Source organism: Amycolatopsis taiwanensis DSM 45107 (assembly GCF_000519205.1).
Taxonomy (GTDB): domain Bacteria; phylum Actinomycetota; class Actinomycetes; order Mycobacteriales; family Pseudonocardiaceae; genus Amycolatopsis_E; species Amycolatopsis_E taiwanensis.
The window spans coordinates 39,237-54,976 of sequence record NZ_JAFB01000026.1 but is presented as its reverse complement, the minus strand read 5'-3'; the positions used below and the strand labels follow the sequence as shown (position 1 = coordinate 54,976).

Sequence of the window (15,740 nt, the reverse complement as noted above, 5' to 3'; positions counted from 1 at the left end):
ACATGACGGGCGTCGCTGACAACCACTCGTTCCGAACCGCCATTGTCCCAGCAGCGGGTCTGGGGACACGCTTCCTACCTGCGACAAAAGCGGTGCCCAAGGAACTGCTGCCAGTCGTGGACACACCTGGCATCGAACTCGTCGCGGAGGAAGCGGCACACGCCGGCGCCAAGCGCCTGGTGATCGTCACCTCACCCGGCAAGGAATCGGTGGTCGACTACTTCCGGCCGGCACCCCAGCTCGAGGAAACCCTGGAACGCAAGGGCAAACTCGAGCTGTTGGAGAAGGTCCGCCGGGGACCCACGCTGCTTGACGTCGAAGTCGCGATCCAGCACGAGGCACTCGGTCTCGGGCACGCCGTGCAGCAGGCCGAGCCCAACCTGGCCGACGACGACCAGGCCGTGGCCGTGCTGCTGCCCGACGACCTCGTACTGCCCGTCGGTGTGCTGGAGAGGATGTCCGAGGTGCGGTCGCGTCACGGCGGCAGCGTGCTCTGTGCATTCGACATCCCGAAAGAACAGATTTCGCCCTACGGGGTCTTCGACGTCACCGACACCGCGGATGCCGACGTCAAGCGGGTCCACGGCATGGTCGAGAAACCCAAGCCGGAAGAGGCGCCCTCCACCTACGCGGCGGCCGGGCGGTACCTGCTCGACCGGGCGATCTTCGACGCGTTGCGCCGCATCAAGCCGGGCGCCGGGGGCGAACTGCAGCTCACCGACGCGGTGGCGCTGCTGATCGAGGAGGGCCATCCGGTGCATATCGTCGTGCACCGGGGCGGCCGGCACGACCTGGGAAACCCGGGCGGGTTCCTGCGGGCCGCCGTCGACTTCGCCCTGGACCACCCCGATTACGGTCCGTCGCTGCGCGCCTGGCTTGCCGAGCGAATCGAGAACCAGAGCCGATGACTCGCGCCACGTCCGAGCCGGCTGCGGCCGAGCAGGAGCTCCGCTCCGTCGACGAACAACTCGCACTCGTGCTGCAGGCCGCGGTGCGCCCGCGTCCGGTGCGGGTAGCGATCTCCGAGGCACAGGGCCTGCTCTGCGCGGAAGAGGTCGTCGCGGAACGCGCCCTGCCCGGCTTCGACCAGGCGGCGGTGGACGGGTATGCGGTGCGCAGCGTGGACCTGCGCCCGGCGGGCGACGAGCCGGTGCAGCTGCCCGTGGTCGGGGAGATCCCGGCGGGTTCCCGGCAGCCACGCCGGTTGCAGCCGGGGCAGGCGGTGCGGGTCGCGACCGGAGCGCCGCTGCCGACGCTCGCCGACGCGGTCGTGCCCACCGCATTCACCGACGGGCATCCGGCGAACGTCGTGGTGCGCCAGTCGGTGCCCTCGGCGGCCTATGTGCGCCGAACCGGTGAGGACGTGCAGGTCGGGGACATCGCGGTCCGTCACGGCGACACCATCGGGGCCGCTCAGGTCGGCCTGCTCGCCGCGGTGGGGCGGTCGAAGGTGCTGGTCTATCCGCGACCCCGGGTGTCGATCATTTCCGTGGGGGACGAACTGGTCGACATCGACCGCGTCCCCTCGACCGGGCAGGTCTACGACGTCAACTCCTACGCGCTGGCCGCCGCGGCTCGGGACGCCGGCGCCGAGGTCAGCCGGGTCGGCATCGTGCCGGGCGAGCCGAAACGGCTGCGTGAGGTGGTTGAGGGCAGGCTGCTGATGTCCGAGGTCGTCGTGGTCGCGGGCGGGGCCGGGGGTACCGCCGGTGAAGAGGTGCGAACGGCTCTGTCGGAACTGGGGCAGCTCGACATCACCCGTGTCGCGATGCACCCCGGTTCGGCGCAGGGTTTCGGGCGGCTCGGCCCGGACCTGGTGCCGACCTTCCTCATTCCGGGGAATCCGATGAGCGCGCTGGTGGCGTTCGAGGTGTTGATCCGGCCGCTGATCAGGGCGGCCCGCGGCTCCCGCAATCCGTACCGCCGCATGGTCAGCGCGCGGCTGCTGTCGCCGATCACGTCGGTCCAGGGACGCAAGGGCTTCCTGCGTGGCCAACTGCTGCGTGACGAGGGGAACGGCGAGTACCTGGTGCAGCCCCTCGGCACCTCCGGCTCGCACCTGCTGGCCTCGCTGGCCGAGGCGAACTGCCTGGTGAACGTGGACGAGGACAGCACCGAGGTGCCGGCCGGTGAGATGGTGCGCGTGACCTTTCTGGCCCAACGGGTGTAAATACGTCCGGTGCAGGCAGCGACATACAACCTGGAGACCCGCCATCCCGGCTGGCCGGCCAGGCTGGGACCACTGCGGGTCGCCGCGGGCGAGGTTTCGGTTCGTCCGATCCGGCTGCGAGATGCCGGTGACTGGAGTCGGATCCGGCTGCGGGACCGGGAACATCTGGAGCGATGGGAGCCGACCGCGCCCGGTCCGTGGCAGGACCGCAACGGGTTCTGGTCCTGGCCGCCGCAGTGGATGGGGCTGCGGTCGCTGGCCCGGCGTGGGCAGTGCCTGCCGTTCGCGATCATCGTGGACGGGCAGTTCGCGGGGCAGATCACGATCGGTAACGTGATCCGCGCCTCACTTCGTTCGGCGTGGGTGGGCTACTGGGTGTCCTCGACGGTTGTCGGCGGAGGCGTGGCCACCGCCTCCGTTGCGCTGGTCGTCGACCACGTCTTCGCCTCCGCCGGCCTACATCGCATCGAAGCGACCGTGCGCCCGGAGAACGTGGCGAGCGTGCGGGTACTCACGAAGTCCGGTTTCCGCAAGGAAGGCCTCTTCCGACGCTATCTCGACGTCGCCGGGGACTGGCGGGACCACCTGTGCTTCGCGATCACGGTCGAGGAGATCGGCGACGGGCTGGTGAACCGGCTGATCGCCGAACGCCGGGCCGAGTGGGCCTGAGGTCGCCTAGCACACAAGGGCCGGTTTCACCAAAACTGGTGACGCCTTTTTCCGATCCGAAGCGGCGTGGCTCCGCCTGAACTGTTACTGGTGTGACTAGCGTGACGGTATGTAGCCAGGAACGGGGGAGGTGACACGAGGGGATGCCCAGCTCGCTGATCATTGTCGCGCTCGCGGCGGCGTGGCTCGCCGTGCTCGTACCCATGGTCGTGCGCAAGCGCCAGGCGGTCGCGAGGACCGCGGACACGGAACTCGCCGCGCGCGTGGTCCGAAGCGCCGAGGACGAGTTCCCCGTGGGTGAGGACGAAGACGTTGCCGAGCCCGACGAGCCCCTCGCGGACGAACCCGCGCCTTCCCGCTCTGAGCCGCCCTCCGCGCGTCCACCGTCCCGCCCTGAACCGGCCTCCGAACGTCGCTACCGGCCGGGCCGTGGCGGCTTCGACCCGGAGGCGGCCGAGATAGCGGCGCGTGCGAAGTACGCGTTCCGGCAGCGTGTGGTGCTGAGCCTGATCATCCTGGCCGTGCTGACCGCGGTCGGTGCGGGTGTCCTGTTCACCAAGCTGTGGTGGGCGCACGGCGCGATCGACCTCGTTCTGGTCTGCTACCTCGGCTACCTGCGCCGGCAGGTGCGCATCGAGAACGAGATCCGCCAGCGGCGGCTCGCCCGGTTCAACACCCGCGCGCGCGGCCCGGCTCCTCACCCGATCGACGAGGAGTACACCGAGCCTGAGGCCGACGACGGCTGGCGCGAACCGATCGGAGTCGAGCGCGCACCCGCCCCGCCCGCCCCGGTTCGGGAGACTGCCGTGGTCGTCGACGTGGACGACGAGGACCCGGAGTTCCACGAGCTGGACGACCCGGGCCAGCTCCCGTTCCGCCGTGCCGTGGGTGAGTAGACCCCCTATCTGATCGTGCGCCAGCCGGTTGCTATGCTTTCGCAGGCTTCACCGAGGGGCTGTAGCGCAGTTGGTAGCGCGTCTCGTTCGCATCGAGAAGGTCAGGGGTTCGATTCCCCTCAGCTCCACAGCAGGTCAAAGGCCCGGTTCGCGATCTTCGAACCGGGCCTTTGACGTTCGTACAGCAGCGAAGTACAGCAACGGGCCTCAGCCGTCGAGGCTGTCCCCCAACCGCTTCAGAGCGTCCTTGGTGGCCTTGCTCGACGCCTTGGCATAGATCTCCATCGTCACCGAGAACTCGGCGTGACGGAGGATCTGCATAACCTGACGCGGGTGCACGTCGAGGTCTACGAGCAGGGTCGCGCAGGTTCGGCGGCCGTCGTGCACGGTGATCTTTCGTACCCCGGACCGCGCCACGCGGGGCCCCAGGACCGGTTGAAGTTCCTAGGTTCAACCGGGGTCCCCGACCGGGTGGTGGAGATCAGTTTCGATCGCTGCCACGCCGCGCCGGCCGCCTTGATGTGATGTTGCTGTTCCTGCTTCCGTTCGCGCAGGGCTGCCGCACAGATGCCGACCAGCGGCAGCTCGTCGTCGGACGCCTCCGTCTTGGTCTCTCGATGGAGCAACCGCTTTTGAACACGCTGCAGTTGGAGAGCCACCGATAGCTCTTCAGCCTCGAAGTCCACGTCGCCCCAGGACCAGGATCAGCACGTACGCCGCGTACAGCGGGTCACGATCGCGGCGTGCGGACTCCAGGAACTGGTGGGCTTCCTCACTCGACCATGCCTTGCCCTTTCGCTTACGGACCGCTGGCAAGACGATGTTCGCTGCCACGTTCTTGCTGATCAGCTCCTCCCGGACAGCGTTCGACAGCGCGGACCGCAGACACGCCCGGATGTCGGACACTGTGCGCGCCGAGGGTGCTTCCTTGCAGCACACTCCGCGGGCACAGCACCGCTGACGCTTCTTGTCACGCCGGGCATCCTTGCCCTGGGCGCAGCACTGGCAGGTGTCCGGGATCCTGTTCACCCACTTCTGCACGTCCCGGACCTGGAGCCGGTCAAGCCGCCGGTCGCCCAGGCCGGGCGCGATGTAGAGCCGCACGAACAACTCGTAGTTCACGAACGTCAGTGGTGCCCGGTTAGGCTTGATCACCTCATGAAGCCAGTACTGCAAGTACTCATCGAGGCGAGGCACACGGGAAGCGACCGGGCCATCCTTGGCCGCTTGATGCAGCTTCACCCGCTTCTCGTGCACCTCTTCGCGCGTCTTGCCGTACACGTACTTGCGTTTCCGCTCACCCATCGGCGTACGCACCCACACGTAGGCCGCGAATCCCTGTCGGTAAGGGAAGATGGACCCTTCCCCGTTCGCACGAGCCTTCCCAGTCACGTCAAGCCGCCTCTGACACGCGATCGTTGATGTACTGGTCAACCCATTCCGGCAGGATGCGCCGGTTTCGACCATACTTTATGGATCGAATCTGCCCGGTCGCCACGAGCATCTTGGTTTTCGAGAGCCCGTAGCCGAGCATCGCTGCTACTTCGGCGACGGTGTGCCACTTCCGCTTGATGAAGATCTGTTCCATTAGTCTCCCAGGTAGTCAGGCTGCTTGTGGAATTGCCGAAGTTTCTGGAACCCCGCCAGGCGGCCCGGAAGCCGCAAGTAGCGCTCGGTCGTACTCGGCCCGCCAGGTGATTCGTTCGGCGATCGCACGCATGAGCAGATGCGCGCGTGGTGGGGCGTCCCGGTCGCCGGGCTGGACCTTCCGCCAGACGAGCCGTGCCTTGTCTTGTTCGGGTTTGACGATGCCGACTCCGGCGAGCATGTCTCGCACGAAGGCTTTGCGATCTGTCTTGTGGTCGGCGAGTGTCTTGCCGGACCATTTGCGCGAGACCAGCACCCGCCGCCCTGGTAGGCGGAGCGTGGTCCGCCGATGTGCCCGCCCCTTGCAGTGCCCCGGCGTGGTTCGCGAGGTGACGCCTTGGGGTTGGATGCCGTACAGCAGCCAGACCGCGCACCTTGGCGAGCAGGGCGTCACAGCCAGCTCGGCGTGTAGCCGGTCGTGGTGCTCCCGTTGCCGTGCCGAATCGGCCTCGACGACCTCTCCCGTGGATTTGGTGAGGTACTTGGTCAGATAGCCGATGTGGCGCCCGGCTTCTTCGGTGCCGCCGAGAATGCCCTTGGAATGGACCTGCCGTCCGAAGGTGGCCACGTGCGCGGGTTCCTCAACCTCCTCTACAGCCTGGTCCCACTCGGTCAGCGGTTCGCGAGTGTCGGGGTCCACAAAGGACCTGGCGCGTGGCGAAACGGACTAGCGTCCGGTGACCTCCTCACGGCGCGCCCGAGGGCTGCCAGACCGGGTGGCACCGGTCAAGGGCGCTTCGCGGCCTCCGGCAGACCCTTGACCGGCACCACCCGGCCCGGCAGGGATGAACCCGCGCCGCGAGGAGATCACTTCAGCCCGAACCATGCAGGTGAGAGCCCGCGACGCAAGTACCCTCGCTGCATGAGCTACGACATCTATTTCCTTCAACGTTCGCCTGGCCAGTCCTGGGAGGACGCGATGGAGGCGCTGGAGAACCAACCTGCAAACCAGGACCTCCCGGTCGGATGGGACGTGATCACGGCCAGTGCACGGAAGTTGTTTCGAGGAGAGATCTCGATCGTCGACGGGCCGCCGAGTTGGAGCCTGACCCACCCGCCGACCGGTATCGACGTGAGCTACCTGCAAGGCGAGTGGTCGATGACCGTTCCCTACTGGAGCGATGGCGACGGGGCCGAAGAGGTCGTCAGGCAGGTCCACGCGCTCGCGTCGATCGTCGAGGCCGCGACCGGGCTGACCGCCTACGATCCGCAGCTCGGCGAACCCATGAAGATTGGTGACAACCAAACCATCCAGAAGGCAACGGGGATCTTCAACCAGGTGGCACAGTTCTTCGGTCCCACAAACTCGCCGTCCTAGCTCGCTTTCGGCCCGCAGTCCGAGCCGACTGGGGGCAAGCCCCAGCAACATCCCAACACCATGCCTCGGTCAACCACGGTCAACGGAGATACCCAGCGCACATCCCCAACCGCAGGTCAGCGTCGGTTTTCAGGCACGTCACCCTTGGTTCCCAAGCTGAGAACGTGTTCGGTTGCTGTACAGCAGCAAAGTACAGCAACGGCACCGGCCAGCAGTGACCGTCAACGCCCGTTATCGCAGTCACGATGTCCCCAGTGACCAGGGGAAAACCCGGATGCCGACAGTTCGCATCGAGAAGGTCAGGGGTTCGATTCCCCTCAGCTCCACCCGATCTTGGGGCCCGCCTGTTCGGCGGGCACGCCTTCCCCCTTGGCGATCATCGTCTTGTCCTGTGGGGGCCGAGCCCCCACACCCCCAGCAGGGGGCAAGCCCCCGGACCCCCATCACTATGGCTGGGTTGGTTTCGCTGGTCCGGTTCGTATGCTGGCACGTTAGGCCCACGTCGTCAGGGGACCCGTGTTCGCGGAAAGTGCGGACCGGGTCCTCCGTCATTAGTTTGGGGGCCGAGCCCCCCAAACCCCACGGTGCGAGTTCCTCCTGACCCGGCGTGGTGTGGTTTGCTGGTGACCAGCGCCAGGTTGTGGTTCGTGGGCTGATCGGTCGAAGGCCTGGTTTGTGATCTTTGAGGCGGGTTGGCTGTCTCCTGGGCGCTTTATGGAGTCTCGTGTGGTCTGCCAGGCGTCCTGGCGTAACTCTCCTCAATGCGCTGACGGGTCTGTTGACGGTTACCCCGTGCAGACAAGGTGTTTCATCCGGAGCGAGCCGTGGCCGAGGCTCGCCACTCGCTCCCGTCGTCCGCGCAGGGATAATAGCGGCAATGAGCAAAGCCGAGGACGAGAGAAACCGTCAGGCGGGCTCGTTCGGAGTTGTGGCAGATGCCTACGAGCGTGGCCGTCCGCCCTACCCAACGGATGCCGTCACCTGGCTGGTACCCGTGGGCGCGCGAACCGTGGTCGATCTCGGAGCGGGTACCGGCAAGCTGACCCGTGCGTTGCGGCGGCCGGGCCGGAAGGTCGTAGCGGTGGAGCCTTCGGCTGAGATGCGGGCGCAGTTCGCGCGGGTGCTCCCGGAGGTGCCACTGTTGCCTGGGACAGCGGAATCGATCCCGTTGCCGGACACGAGCGCGGATGCCCTGGTGTGCGCCCAGGCATGGCACTGGGTTGATCCGGAGCGGGCGGTCGCTGAGGCCGCCCGCGTGCTGCGTCCGGGTGGGTGGCTCGGCCTGGTGTGGAACGATCGTGACGTTTCAGAGCCTTGGGTCGCCGAGCTGGACCAGATCCTGCGCGGCTATGCCGAGGCGCCGACGGAGGATCGCCAAGCGGACCGTCTGGGCAGGCCTTTCGAACCCGTTCAGTCGCGGGACTTTCGCTGGAAGCATTTGATGACACCTGGACAGATCCTGGACATGGTCGCCTCCCGCAGCTATGTGATCACTCTGAAGCCCGAAACCCGAGAAGAACTGCTGGGGCGCGTCCGCGCGCTCTTGGACGCGAAGCATCCGGTGGAAATGCCTTACGTGACAAAGTGTTATCGAGCGCGGCTCAGTTAGTGCCCGCGCGACTCGGGTCGACGTAGCCGCCCGGTCTCGCGGTGGCCTGGTCAACCGGCCACCGCGAGCATCTCCTCAACGCAGGGGGCGGAAGAAGCCCTGGATGTCGGAGGTCACCAGCTCCGGTTCCAGGTGCGCGGCGTAGTGCCGCCGGGGCGTCGTAGACGTGCCACTGGGTGATGTTCTTGTGGTCGCGGTCGGCGAAGCGCCGGACGCCGGAGAAGTCGTCCCCAAAGCCCGCCAAGCCGAGGGGGAACGTGCTCGGCTCGGCGGGTGCGTCGTCGGCGTTGGCGTCCTCGCAATAGAAGCGGATCGAGGAGCCGGCCGGGAATCGGCGTGTATCGCCTGTGTATCGAAAACTGCATACGCGACGGCAACGGTTTTCCGTCTTCAGTGGAGGTATGGACCAGAGCGCATCATTGCCAGCGCCAGCCCGTCGTACACACCGGACCGTGCTCGGCAGCCTGGCGATCATCGGTGTCGCGATCGCTGCGTTCGTCGTGCAGCGGCCGCTCGTGGTGTCGGCTCCGTCGAGTTCGTCGGCCAGAAGAGGCCGGTCGGCCGGTACGCGGGCCGCGCTGGACGAGAGTGACGGTGTCGTTCCCGACGGGGCGGCGGTCTCGGTGTTCGACGAGGAGATACCGGCGGTGGGCAAGCTCGACCCGGGTCTCCTCGATGCGTTGCGCCGGGCGGCGAAGGACGCAAAAGCCGACGGCGTCGGGCTTCGGGTCAACAGTGGCTGGCGGTCGCCTGAGTATCAGCAGCGGTTGTGGCAGGACGCTGTGGTCAGGTACGGCTCGCAGGAGGAGGCCGCGCGGTGGGTGGCCACTCCGGAGAGGTCTGCTCATGTGAAGGGTGAGGCGGTCGATATCGGCCCGCCGAAGGCCGCGGCTTGGCTGTCCGAGCATGGTGCCGCGTACGGGCTGTGTCAGATCTATGGCAATGAGCCTTGGCATTACGAGCTGCGTCCCAACGCTGTCGAGGACGGTTGCCCGCCGATGTATGCGGATCCGACCGAGGACCCGAGGATGCAGCCCTGAATCGGGTCCCGGTCGCGCTTCAGCGCCGGTGGGGCACCTTTCGATCGCCGACCTTGCAGACGTTGCCCGAGGCCGTGGCCGCCTGAGAAGGCTGGGCAGACGTGGGCGTCGTCAGTGTGGTGGAGGTAGGGGAAATCACGGTCACCATGCCGGGGGCGTGTTGCGAACTGCGTAACTCGATCTACACGCACCCGTTCAACGAGGTCCTGGGCACCCCGGCCGTCCGCGGGTGAACGTCGCGCGGCAGAAGTCCGCGAAGGCGTGGGCGCGACGGGTGAGTCGCGCGTCGCGCGCGTGAGCCAGCACGACGTCAACCGTCCGTACCTCCTCGATGATCTCTCGATAGACAAGCGGTGGCCCGGCATAGGTCGTGTCCGGCGCCGGGCGTTGCAACAGCAGCGAATAACCGGCACCGCTCGCGACAAGCGAACGTACGGACTCGAAATGCGTGGTTGTGAACCGCACGTTCGGCTCGATCCCGCCCACGGCGAGCACTTCCCGGAACATCGCGGCGCTGGGCGGCATGTCGAGCATCACCATCGGCTCGTCGCGCAGGTCGGCCAGCGAGATCGGTTCCGGGCCGGCGAGCCGGTGATCGGCCGACAACAGGACGTACGGCCGGACCTGGTAGAGCACGTGCGTCGTGATGTCGATGCCGATCGCGAGGTCGTACACCACTGCGATTTCGCAGGTGCCGTCGAGCAGCCGGCCTTGCACCTCCGCCATCGAGCCCTCGAACAGCCGCACGGTCACCCCGGGGTGGCGCGCGGGGAAGTGCCGGAGGATCTCCGGCATGAGGAACGGCGTCAGCGTCGGGAAACAGCCGATTACCAGGTCGCCACTGAGTGACTGGCCGAGGCTTCGCGCGGAGGACCGCACCTCACCGGCGTGCGCCAGCAGGTTCCGGATCTCCGGCAGCACCTGCCGGGCGGCCTGGGTGAGTTCGATGCCCCGGGCCTTGCGGCGCATCAGCAGTTGGACGCCGAGCGCACGCTCCAGTTCCGTGATCGCCAGCGAGATGGCGGACTGGGAGATGTGGTGGCGCCCGGCGGCCGCGGCCAGTGTCCCCTCGTCGGCGACCGTGACGAGGTACTCCAGTTGCCGGAGGGTGAACTTCGAACCGATCCCGGTCATGGCGCCAGGCTAATCCCAGTTTTACTCAAGTTCGTATCCCGCAACTCAGGCTTTACAGAAGCTCTGGCGTCGCTGAGGCTGTTCATGAAGGAGGTACTCGCAATGTCAAAGGTGACATTCCACCACGACGGCGGACTCGCCGAAGTCGTCGAGGCCGAGCCCGGCACCAGCCTGATGCGGGCCGCCGTCCACAATGGAGTACGCGGCATCATCGGCGAGTGCGGCGGGCAGGCGATGTGTGCCACCTGCCACGTCTACGTCCGCGAGCCCCATCTTGACGCGCTCCCCGGGATGAGCGAGGACGAGGACGAGATGCTCGACTGCACCGTCGCACCCCGCGACGACCGCCGCAGCCGCCTCGGCTGCCAGATCGCACTTGGCGGGGACCTCGACGAGATCGAGGTCGACGTGCCGGCCGGGCAGGTCTGATGGACCAGGTCGTCATCGTCGGAGCAGGCCACGGCGGGGTACAGGTCGCCGATTCGTTGCGCCACAAGGGCTTTCCTGGTGCTGTCACCGTGATCGGCGAGGAGAGTGCGCTGCCTTACCAACGGCCGCCGCTGTCGAAGGACTTCCTTGCCGAGACATCAGATCCGCAACCCCTGCCGCTGCGGGCACAGCGGTTCTTCGTGGAGAACCGGATCAACCTCCGCACCGACGCGACCGTGACCGCGCTCGATCGTGCGCGGCAGGTCGTGGTGCTCGATGGCGGCGAGGAACTGCCCTACACGGCCCTGGTGCTGGCCACCGGTGCCACCACTCGAACCCTCGCCGTCCCCGGCATCGACCTCGCGGGTGTGCACGAGCTTCGGACTCTCTCCGATGCGGGAAAGCTCCGGGCGGCGCTGGGCACCGCCCGCTCGGTCGTCGTGGTCGGCGCGGGCTTCATCGGGTTGGAGTTCGCGGCCGCGGCCCGCAAACGCGGCGTCGACGTCACCGTCATCGAGGCCGCCGAACGGCCGATGGGCCGTGCGGTCTCGCCGGAGACGGGGGACTTCTTCGCCGGTGCGCACCGGCGCATGGGCACCGACCTGCGGCTGGGCGAGGGCTTGGGGGCGCTCGTCGAGCACCGCGGCTCCGTGGCCGCCGCGGTGGGCACCAGCGGCCGCGAGTATCCCGCCGACCTGGTGCTGGTCGGCGTGGGCATCCAGCCACGCGACGAACTGGCCCGGGCGGCCGGGCTGGAGGTGGACAACGGGATCGTCGTCGACGAGCACCTGCGGACGGCCGACCACGCCGTCTACGCGATCGGCGACTGCGCGGCCTTCCCGAATGCCTCGGCGGGTACCCGAGTTCGCCTGGAGTCCGTGCAGAACGCCACCGAGGGGGGCCGGCACGTCGCGGACATGATCCTCGGTACGGAGTCGGCCTACACGGAGGTGCCCTGGTTCTGGAGCCACCAGGGCCCGCTGCGGCTACAGATCGCCGGCCTCACGCGGCTCGGGGACGATACCGTGATCTCCGGTGATGTCCACAGTGGACGGTTTTCGGTCTGCTGCTTCCGCGACGGCCGCCTGGTCGCCGTCGAATCAGTGAACCGTCCCGCCGACTACCTGGCTGCCCGACGCCTGCTCGCCGCGGGCGCGTGCCCGACGCCGGAGCAGGTCGCCGATCCCGCGTTCAGCCTCAAAGACCACGCCAAGCGACTCACCTCACCGCGCTGACACCAGGAGTTCCCGATGACAACGACCTCACCCTCCCCGGCGGCCACCGCGGACTGGGTCGACCCCGCTGCGATGCTTCGCGACCCGCATGAGACCTACGACCGGCTGCGCGAACTGGGCCCGGTGGTGTGGGTCCCGGCGCTCAACCGCTATCTCGCGACCACCTTTGAAGCCTGCCGGGCCATCGAAGCCGACCAGGAGACCTACTCGGCCAGTGTGACGGGCAGCGGTGCGACCATGGCGCGGGCGCTCGGCGCCCAACCGATGCTGCGCAAGGACGACCCCGAGCACGCCACCGAGCGGGCGCCGGTCAACCCGGCCATGCGTCCGAAAAGGATCCGAGAGGCGTGGGTTCCCTTGTTCCGGTGCAACGCGGAGACCTACCTCGATGCGCTCATCGAGCGTGGCCCCGGCGACGCCGACCTCAACCGCGACTACGCCGCTCCACTGGCCGCGCACAACCTGGTCGATATGCTCGGCCTGCGCGGAGCAAGCCCCGAGGACATGCGACGGTGGTCGCACGCGTTCATCGCCGGTATCGGAAACCTCCACGACGACCCCGAAATCTGGGCGCGGTGCGACGCCGCCCAGCACGAGGTCAACGGCCTGCTCGACGAGCTTGTTCCGTACTACCGCAGGAATCCGGACGGCTCGATGACCTCCGCGTGGTCCAATGGCGGTTTGTCCGATGCCGCCGTCCGTGCGAACGTCAAGCTCACCATTTCCGGTGGCATGAACGAACCCCAGCACATGATCACCAACATCGTCTGGGCGCTGAGCCGCCACCCCGAGCAGTGCGAGCGCGTCCTGGCCAACCCGTCGACGTGGAGTGCTGTCTTCGACGAGGCCGTCCGCTGGCTCTCTCCGATCGGCATGTACCCCCGGGAGACCACCAGGGCCACCGTGCTGCAGGGCGTCGAACTTCCCGCCGGGGCAACCTTGGGCGTGGTGGTCGGCGCGGGCAACCGCGACCCCGCCGTGTTCGAACGCCCACACGACTTCGACATCGCCAGGCCCAAACAACCGCACCTCGGTTTCGGCAGCGGCGTGCACCTGTGCGCCGGCCACTGGGCCGCCCGCATCTCCATCGGCGAGGTCGCCGTGCCCCTGCTTTACGACCGGCTTCCGGGCCTGTGCACCGATCCGAACCGCGAGGAACAGTGGTACGGCTGGGTGTTTCGCGGTCTCACCACCCTGCCCGTGACATGGGCGGCGTCCTAACCGTACTGGCCGGGGGCTTGCTCTCTTGTCGACTCCTCCAACGCGGCCGCGGGATCGAGCTTCACGAGTACCGGTATAGTAAGACCGGTATAGTTATTGGCTGTGTGAGAAGGACACCGCATGATCGAGATCCTGAACCCGACCCTGCTGGCTCGAGCAAAGGATACCGGCGCCCTGGTCGCTGACATCCTGCAGACGCTGAAGAGCCGTAGCACGATCGGCACGAACCTGCTGGACATCGACCGGTGGGCCGAGACCATGATCGTCGAGGCGGGAGCCCTGTCCTGTTACGTCGACTACGCGCCATCCTTCGGACGCGGCCCGTTCGGCCACTACATCTGCACGGCTGTCAACGACGCAGTGCTCCACGGACGGCCATACGACTACACGCTTGCCGACGGCGATCTGCTGACACTCGACCTCGCCGTCTCCAAAGGCGGAGTCGCCGCGGACGCTGCCATCAGTTTCATCGTGGGCGACGCGAAGCCCCCGGAGAGCGTCGCGATGATCAGTGCAACCGAACGCGCGCTGGCCGCGGGGATCGCCGCTGCCGGGCCCGGGGCTCGCATCGGCGACATCTCCTATGCCATCGGCACGGTCCTCAGCGAGGCAGGATACCCGATCAACACCGAGTTCGGAGGTCATGGCATCGGATCGACGATGCACCAGGACCCGCACGTCTCGAACACCGGACGGCCTGGCCGCGGCTACAAGCTGCGTCCGGGGCTGCTGCTGGCACTGGAGCCGTGGGTCATGGCGGACACCGCCGAACTCGTCACCGATGCCGACGGATGGACGCTCCGAAGTGCGACAGGCTGCCGGACGGCACACAGTGAGCACACGATCGCTATCACCGACGACGGAGCCGAAATCCTCACCTTGCCGAAGCAGGCGCAGCCCTGAAGTCTTCAGCGCTCCGTGTTTCACCGCTGGGGTGCTGAAGGCCCGTCACGAAAGGGCGATGAGTCCGGTGTTGGTCGGGGAGAACCCGCAGGACTGGAAGTAGAACCCGCTCAGGTGATCCTCGAAGTCGACGTGTAGCCAATCACAGCCGGCGGCACGGGCATGGTGCACAGCGGTCGCGATCAACCCGGTGCCGATACCGCGGTGCCGCGCCCGTCCGGCCACCATGGTGTCGAGGATGAAAGGTCGAACTTGCCCCGCCATTCATATGTGGTCACCACGCCGCGATCTTGAAGCCATGGCCCGAACTCGGCAAACCGATTTACTCCGCGCTCGGGCGAGTCAGCCACGGCTCTAGCAGGTCGGCACGGGCCGACCGGCCAAGGTGGTGGAGCGGTAAACGGCCGTCTATGGGGTTTCTGCACTGACCACCGACATGCGAACTCCGGGCGGCAACTGTCCGGCCGCGGAGGCCTCGCCGAGAGAACGAATGATCTCCTCCTGCAGGGCGCGTGCTGCTCGTGGCGGCGCCATGCCGCGCCGGTGCGCCAGGTACACGGTGCGGGTCAGGCCAGGGGCGGCGATCGGCGTTCGACGGAACCGGTCTCGGACCACGGTCGCCGGCACCACCGCCAAGCCCATGCCGGCATTGACGAATTCGAGCACGGCGTCCATCTCGCCGCCCTCGATGGCGAGGGTGGGCTCGAAACCCGCGGCGCGGCAGGCGGCGATGGTCGACTCACGGAGGTCGTAGCCCGGCCGGAACATCACCAGCGGTCGTCCTTGAAGTTCCCGGATGCCGATCTGGGCTCGGCGCACCGGTCGTGGCGCGCCGAGCGGCGACACCACGACCAGTTCTTCGACGAAGAGTGGCGTGGTTTCCAGCACCGGGTCGTTGGTGCGGCGCGAGTCGATCACCAGTGCCAGGTCGAGGGCGCCCTCGGACAGTTCGGTCTGCAAGTCGCGCGAACCTCCCTCGTGGATGATGAGCTGGATGACCGGATGCCGGCGCCGGAACGCCACCAGGATCGGCGGCAGTAGTCCGGTGCACAGGGACGGAGGCGCTCCCAGGCGCACCCGGCCGGCGTGCAACTCGTCCAGCGCGCGGATCTCCTGCCGGGCCGTGTCGGCGTCGGCCAGGATGCGCCGGGCGATGGGTAGCAATGTCTCGCCGGCATCGGTGAGTGCGATGTTGCCGCGGGCCCGATGGAACAGGCGGGCACCGACGCTCTGTTCGAGCGCGCGAATCTGCTGGGACAGCGACGGCTGGGCAACGCCCACCTGAGCCGCTGCCCGCGTGAAGTGCCGCGTGTCACATAGCGCCACGAAGGATTGCAACTGGTGGAACTGCATGGAGGGATGATAGCCAAAGCCTATCGTGATAAGAGGTTCCTTAGCTTTGACCAATGCTGTCTGACGATCTAGCGTGCGGGCATGGCACTTGTGTCAACTCGCGGCAATCAGAGGAA

At 67.3% G+C, this 15,740-nt stretch carries 17 protein-coding genes, 1 tRNA gene and 1 pseudogene; 12 read left to right on the top strand and 7 right to left on the bottom strand.

What is annotated here, in order from left to right; translation table 11 throughout:
• Window positions 1-2: 2 nt before the first annotated feature.
• From A3CU_RS0120910 to A3CU_RS0120890, 5 genes are all read left to right on the top strand, one after another.
• Entirely contained in the window at window positions 3-908 is a 906-nt protein-coding gene (locus tag A3CU_RS0120910) for a UTP--glucose-1-phosphate uridylyltransferase (protein ID WP_027943960.1), read from the top strand.
• Window positions 905-2,170: a molybdotransferase-like divisome protein Glp gene (gene glp / locus A3CU_RS0120905; protein WP_027943959.1), complete on the top strand. Its 1,266-nt coding sequence runs from the start codon at window positions 905-907 to the stop codon at window positions 2,168-2,170. Before A3CU_RS0120910 ends, glp begins: the two co-directional genes overlap by 4 nt.
• A gap of 9 nt (window positions 2,171-2,179) precedes the next feature.
• Window positions 2,180-2,839 carry a GNAT family N-acetyltransferase gene (locus A3CU_RS0120900; RefSeq protein ID WP_043841939.1) on the top strand — a complete coding sequence of 220 codons (660 nt, stop codon included), beginning with the start codon at window positions 2,180-2,182 and terminating at the stop codon, window positions 2,837-2,839.
• A gap of 143 nt (window positions 2,840-2,982) precedes the next feature.
• A complete protein-coding gene (gene sepX, locus A3CU_RS0120895; RefSeq protein WP_027943957.1) occupies window positions 2,983-3,735 on the top strand; it encodes a divisome protein SepX/GlpR in 753 nt (250 codons plus the stop codon).
• Between the two features lie 55 nt (window positions 3,736-3,790).
• A tRNA-Ala gene (locus tag A3CU_RS0120890) sits at window positions 3,791-3,863 on the top strand.
• Between the two features lie 79 nt (window positions 3,864-3,942).
• Here A3CU_RS0120890 and A3CU_RS53990 read toward each other — a convergent pair.
• The 4 genes and pseudogenes from A3CU_RS53990 to A3CU_RS45810 form a co-directional block, all read right to left on the bottom strand.
• On the bottom strand, window positions 3,943-4,152 hold the full coding sequence (locus A3CU_RS53990) for a site-specific integrase (protein ID WP_211246474.1): 210 nt from the start codon (window positions 4,150-4,152) through the stop codon (window positions 3,943-3,945).
• A gap of 252 nt (window positions 4,153-4,404) precedes the next feature.
• Window positions 4,405-5,127, bottom strand: coding sequence for an N-terminal phage integrase SAM-like domain-containing protein (locus tag A3CU_RS53985; RefSeq protein WP_211246473.1), 723 nt, complete (start codon window positions 5,125-5,127; stop codon window positions 4,405-4,407).
• Window position 5,128: 1 nt separating this feature from the next.
• Entirely contained in the window at window positions 5,129-5,323 is a 195-nt protein-coding gene (locus tag A3CU_RS0120880; RefSeq protein ID WP_027943956.1) for an excisionase family DNA-binding protein, read from the bottom strand.
• A gap of 15 nt (window positions 5,324-5,338) precedes the next feature.
• A pseudogene (locus A3CU_RS45810) lies at window positions 5,339-6,031 on the bottom strand (replication initiator); the annotation flags it as partial.
• 213 nt (window positions 6,032-6,244) lie between these two features.
• On the opposite strand from A3CU_RS45810, the gene A3CU_RS0120870 reads away from it, so the two are divergent.
• From A3CU_RS0120870 to A3CU_RS0120860, 3 genes are all read left to right on the top strand, one after another.
• A complete protein-coding gene (locus tag A3CU_RS0120870) occupies window positions 6,245-6,700 on the top strand; it encodes a hypothetical protein (protein ID WP_027943955.1) in 456 nt (151 codons plus the stop codon).
• An 877-nt stretch (window positions 6,701-7,577) separates the two neighbouring features.
• Window positions 7,578-8,309: a class I SAM-dependent methyltransferase gene (locus tag A3CU_RS0120865; protein WP_027943954.1), complete on the top strand. Its 732-nt coding sequence runs from the start codon at window positions 7,578-7,580 to the stop codon at window positions 8,307-8,309.
• A 452-nt stretch (window positions 8,310-8,761) separates the two neighbouring features.
• Window positions 8,762-9,349, top strand: coding sequence for a M15 family metallopeptidase (locus A3CU_RS0120860; protein ID WP_245617235.1), 588 nt, complete (start codon window positions 8,762-8,764; stop codon window positions 9,347-9,349).
• Window positions 9,350-9,544: 195 nt separating this feature from the next.
• Here the strand turns inward: A3CU_RS0120860 and A3CU_RS45805 are convergent, their stop codons facing one another.
• On the bottom strand, window positions 9,545-10,483 hold the full coding sequence (locus tag A3CU_RS45805; RefSeq protein WP_043841937.1) for a LysR family transcriptional regulator: 939 nt from the start codon (window positions 10,481-10,483) through the stop codon (window positions 9,545-9,547).
• 102 nt (window positions 10,484-10,585) lie between these two features.
• Here A3CU_RS45805 and A3CU_RS0120850 point away from each other — a divergent pair, with 102 nt between their 5' ends.
• The 4 genes from A3CU_RS0120850 (at window position 10,586) to map (ending at window position 14,271) form a co-directional block, all read left to right on the top strand.
• Window positions 10,586-10,912 carry a 2Fe-2S iron-sulfur cluster-binding protein gene (locus A3CU_RS0120850; RefSeq protein ID WP_027943952.1) on the top strand — a complete coding sequence of 109 codons (327 nt, stop codon included), beginning with the start codon at window positions 10,586-10,588 and terminating at the stop codon, window positions 10,910-10,912.
• Window positions 10,912-12,147 carry an NAD(P)/FAD-dependent oxidoreductase gene (locus A3CU_RS0120845; protein ID WP_043841935.1) on the top strand — a complete coding sequence of 412 codons (1,236 nt, stop codon included), beginning with the start codon at window positions 10,912-10,914 and terminating at the stop codon, window positions 12,145-12,147. Before A3CU_RS0120850 ends, A3CU_RS0120845 begins: the two co-directional genes overlap by 1 nt.
• 15 nt (window positions 12,148-12,162) lie before the next feature.
• Window positions 12,163-13,368 carry a cytochrome P450 gene (locus A3CU_RS0120840; RefSeq protein WP_027943950.1) on the top strand — a complete coding sequence of 402 codons (1,206 nt, stop codon included), beginning with the start codon at window positions 12,163-12,165 and terminating at the stop codon, window positions 13,366-13,368.
• Between the two features lie 120 nt (window positions 13,369-13,488).
• On the top strand, window positions 13,489-14,271 hold the full coding sequence (gene map, locus A3CU_RS0120835) for a type I methionyl aminopeptidase (RefSeq protein WP_027943949.1): 783 nt from the start codon (window positions 13,489-13,491) through the stop codon (window positions 14,269-14,271).
• A 45-nt stretch (window positions 14,272-14,316) separates the two neighbouring features.
• Here the strand turns inward: map and A3CU_RS45800 are convergent, their stop codons facing one another.
• Together A3CU_RS45800 and A3CU_RS0120825 are read right to left on the bottom strand one after the other, a co-directional pair.
• On the bottom strand, window positions 14,317-14,535 hold the full coding sequence (locus tag A3CU_RS45800) for a GNAT family N-acetyltransferase (RefSeq protein ID WP_052371926.1): 219 nt from the start codon (window positions 14,533-14,535) through the stop codon (window positions 14,317-14,319).
• 144 nt (window positions 14,536-14,679) lie between these two features.
• Window positions 14,680-15,624, bottom strand: a complete 945-nt coding sequence (locus A3CU_RS0120825) for a LysR family transcriptional regulator (protein WP_027943948.1) — start codon at window positions 15,622-15,624, stop codon at window positions 14,680-14,682.
• Window positions 15,625-15,740 lie beyond the last annotated feature (116 nt).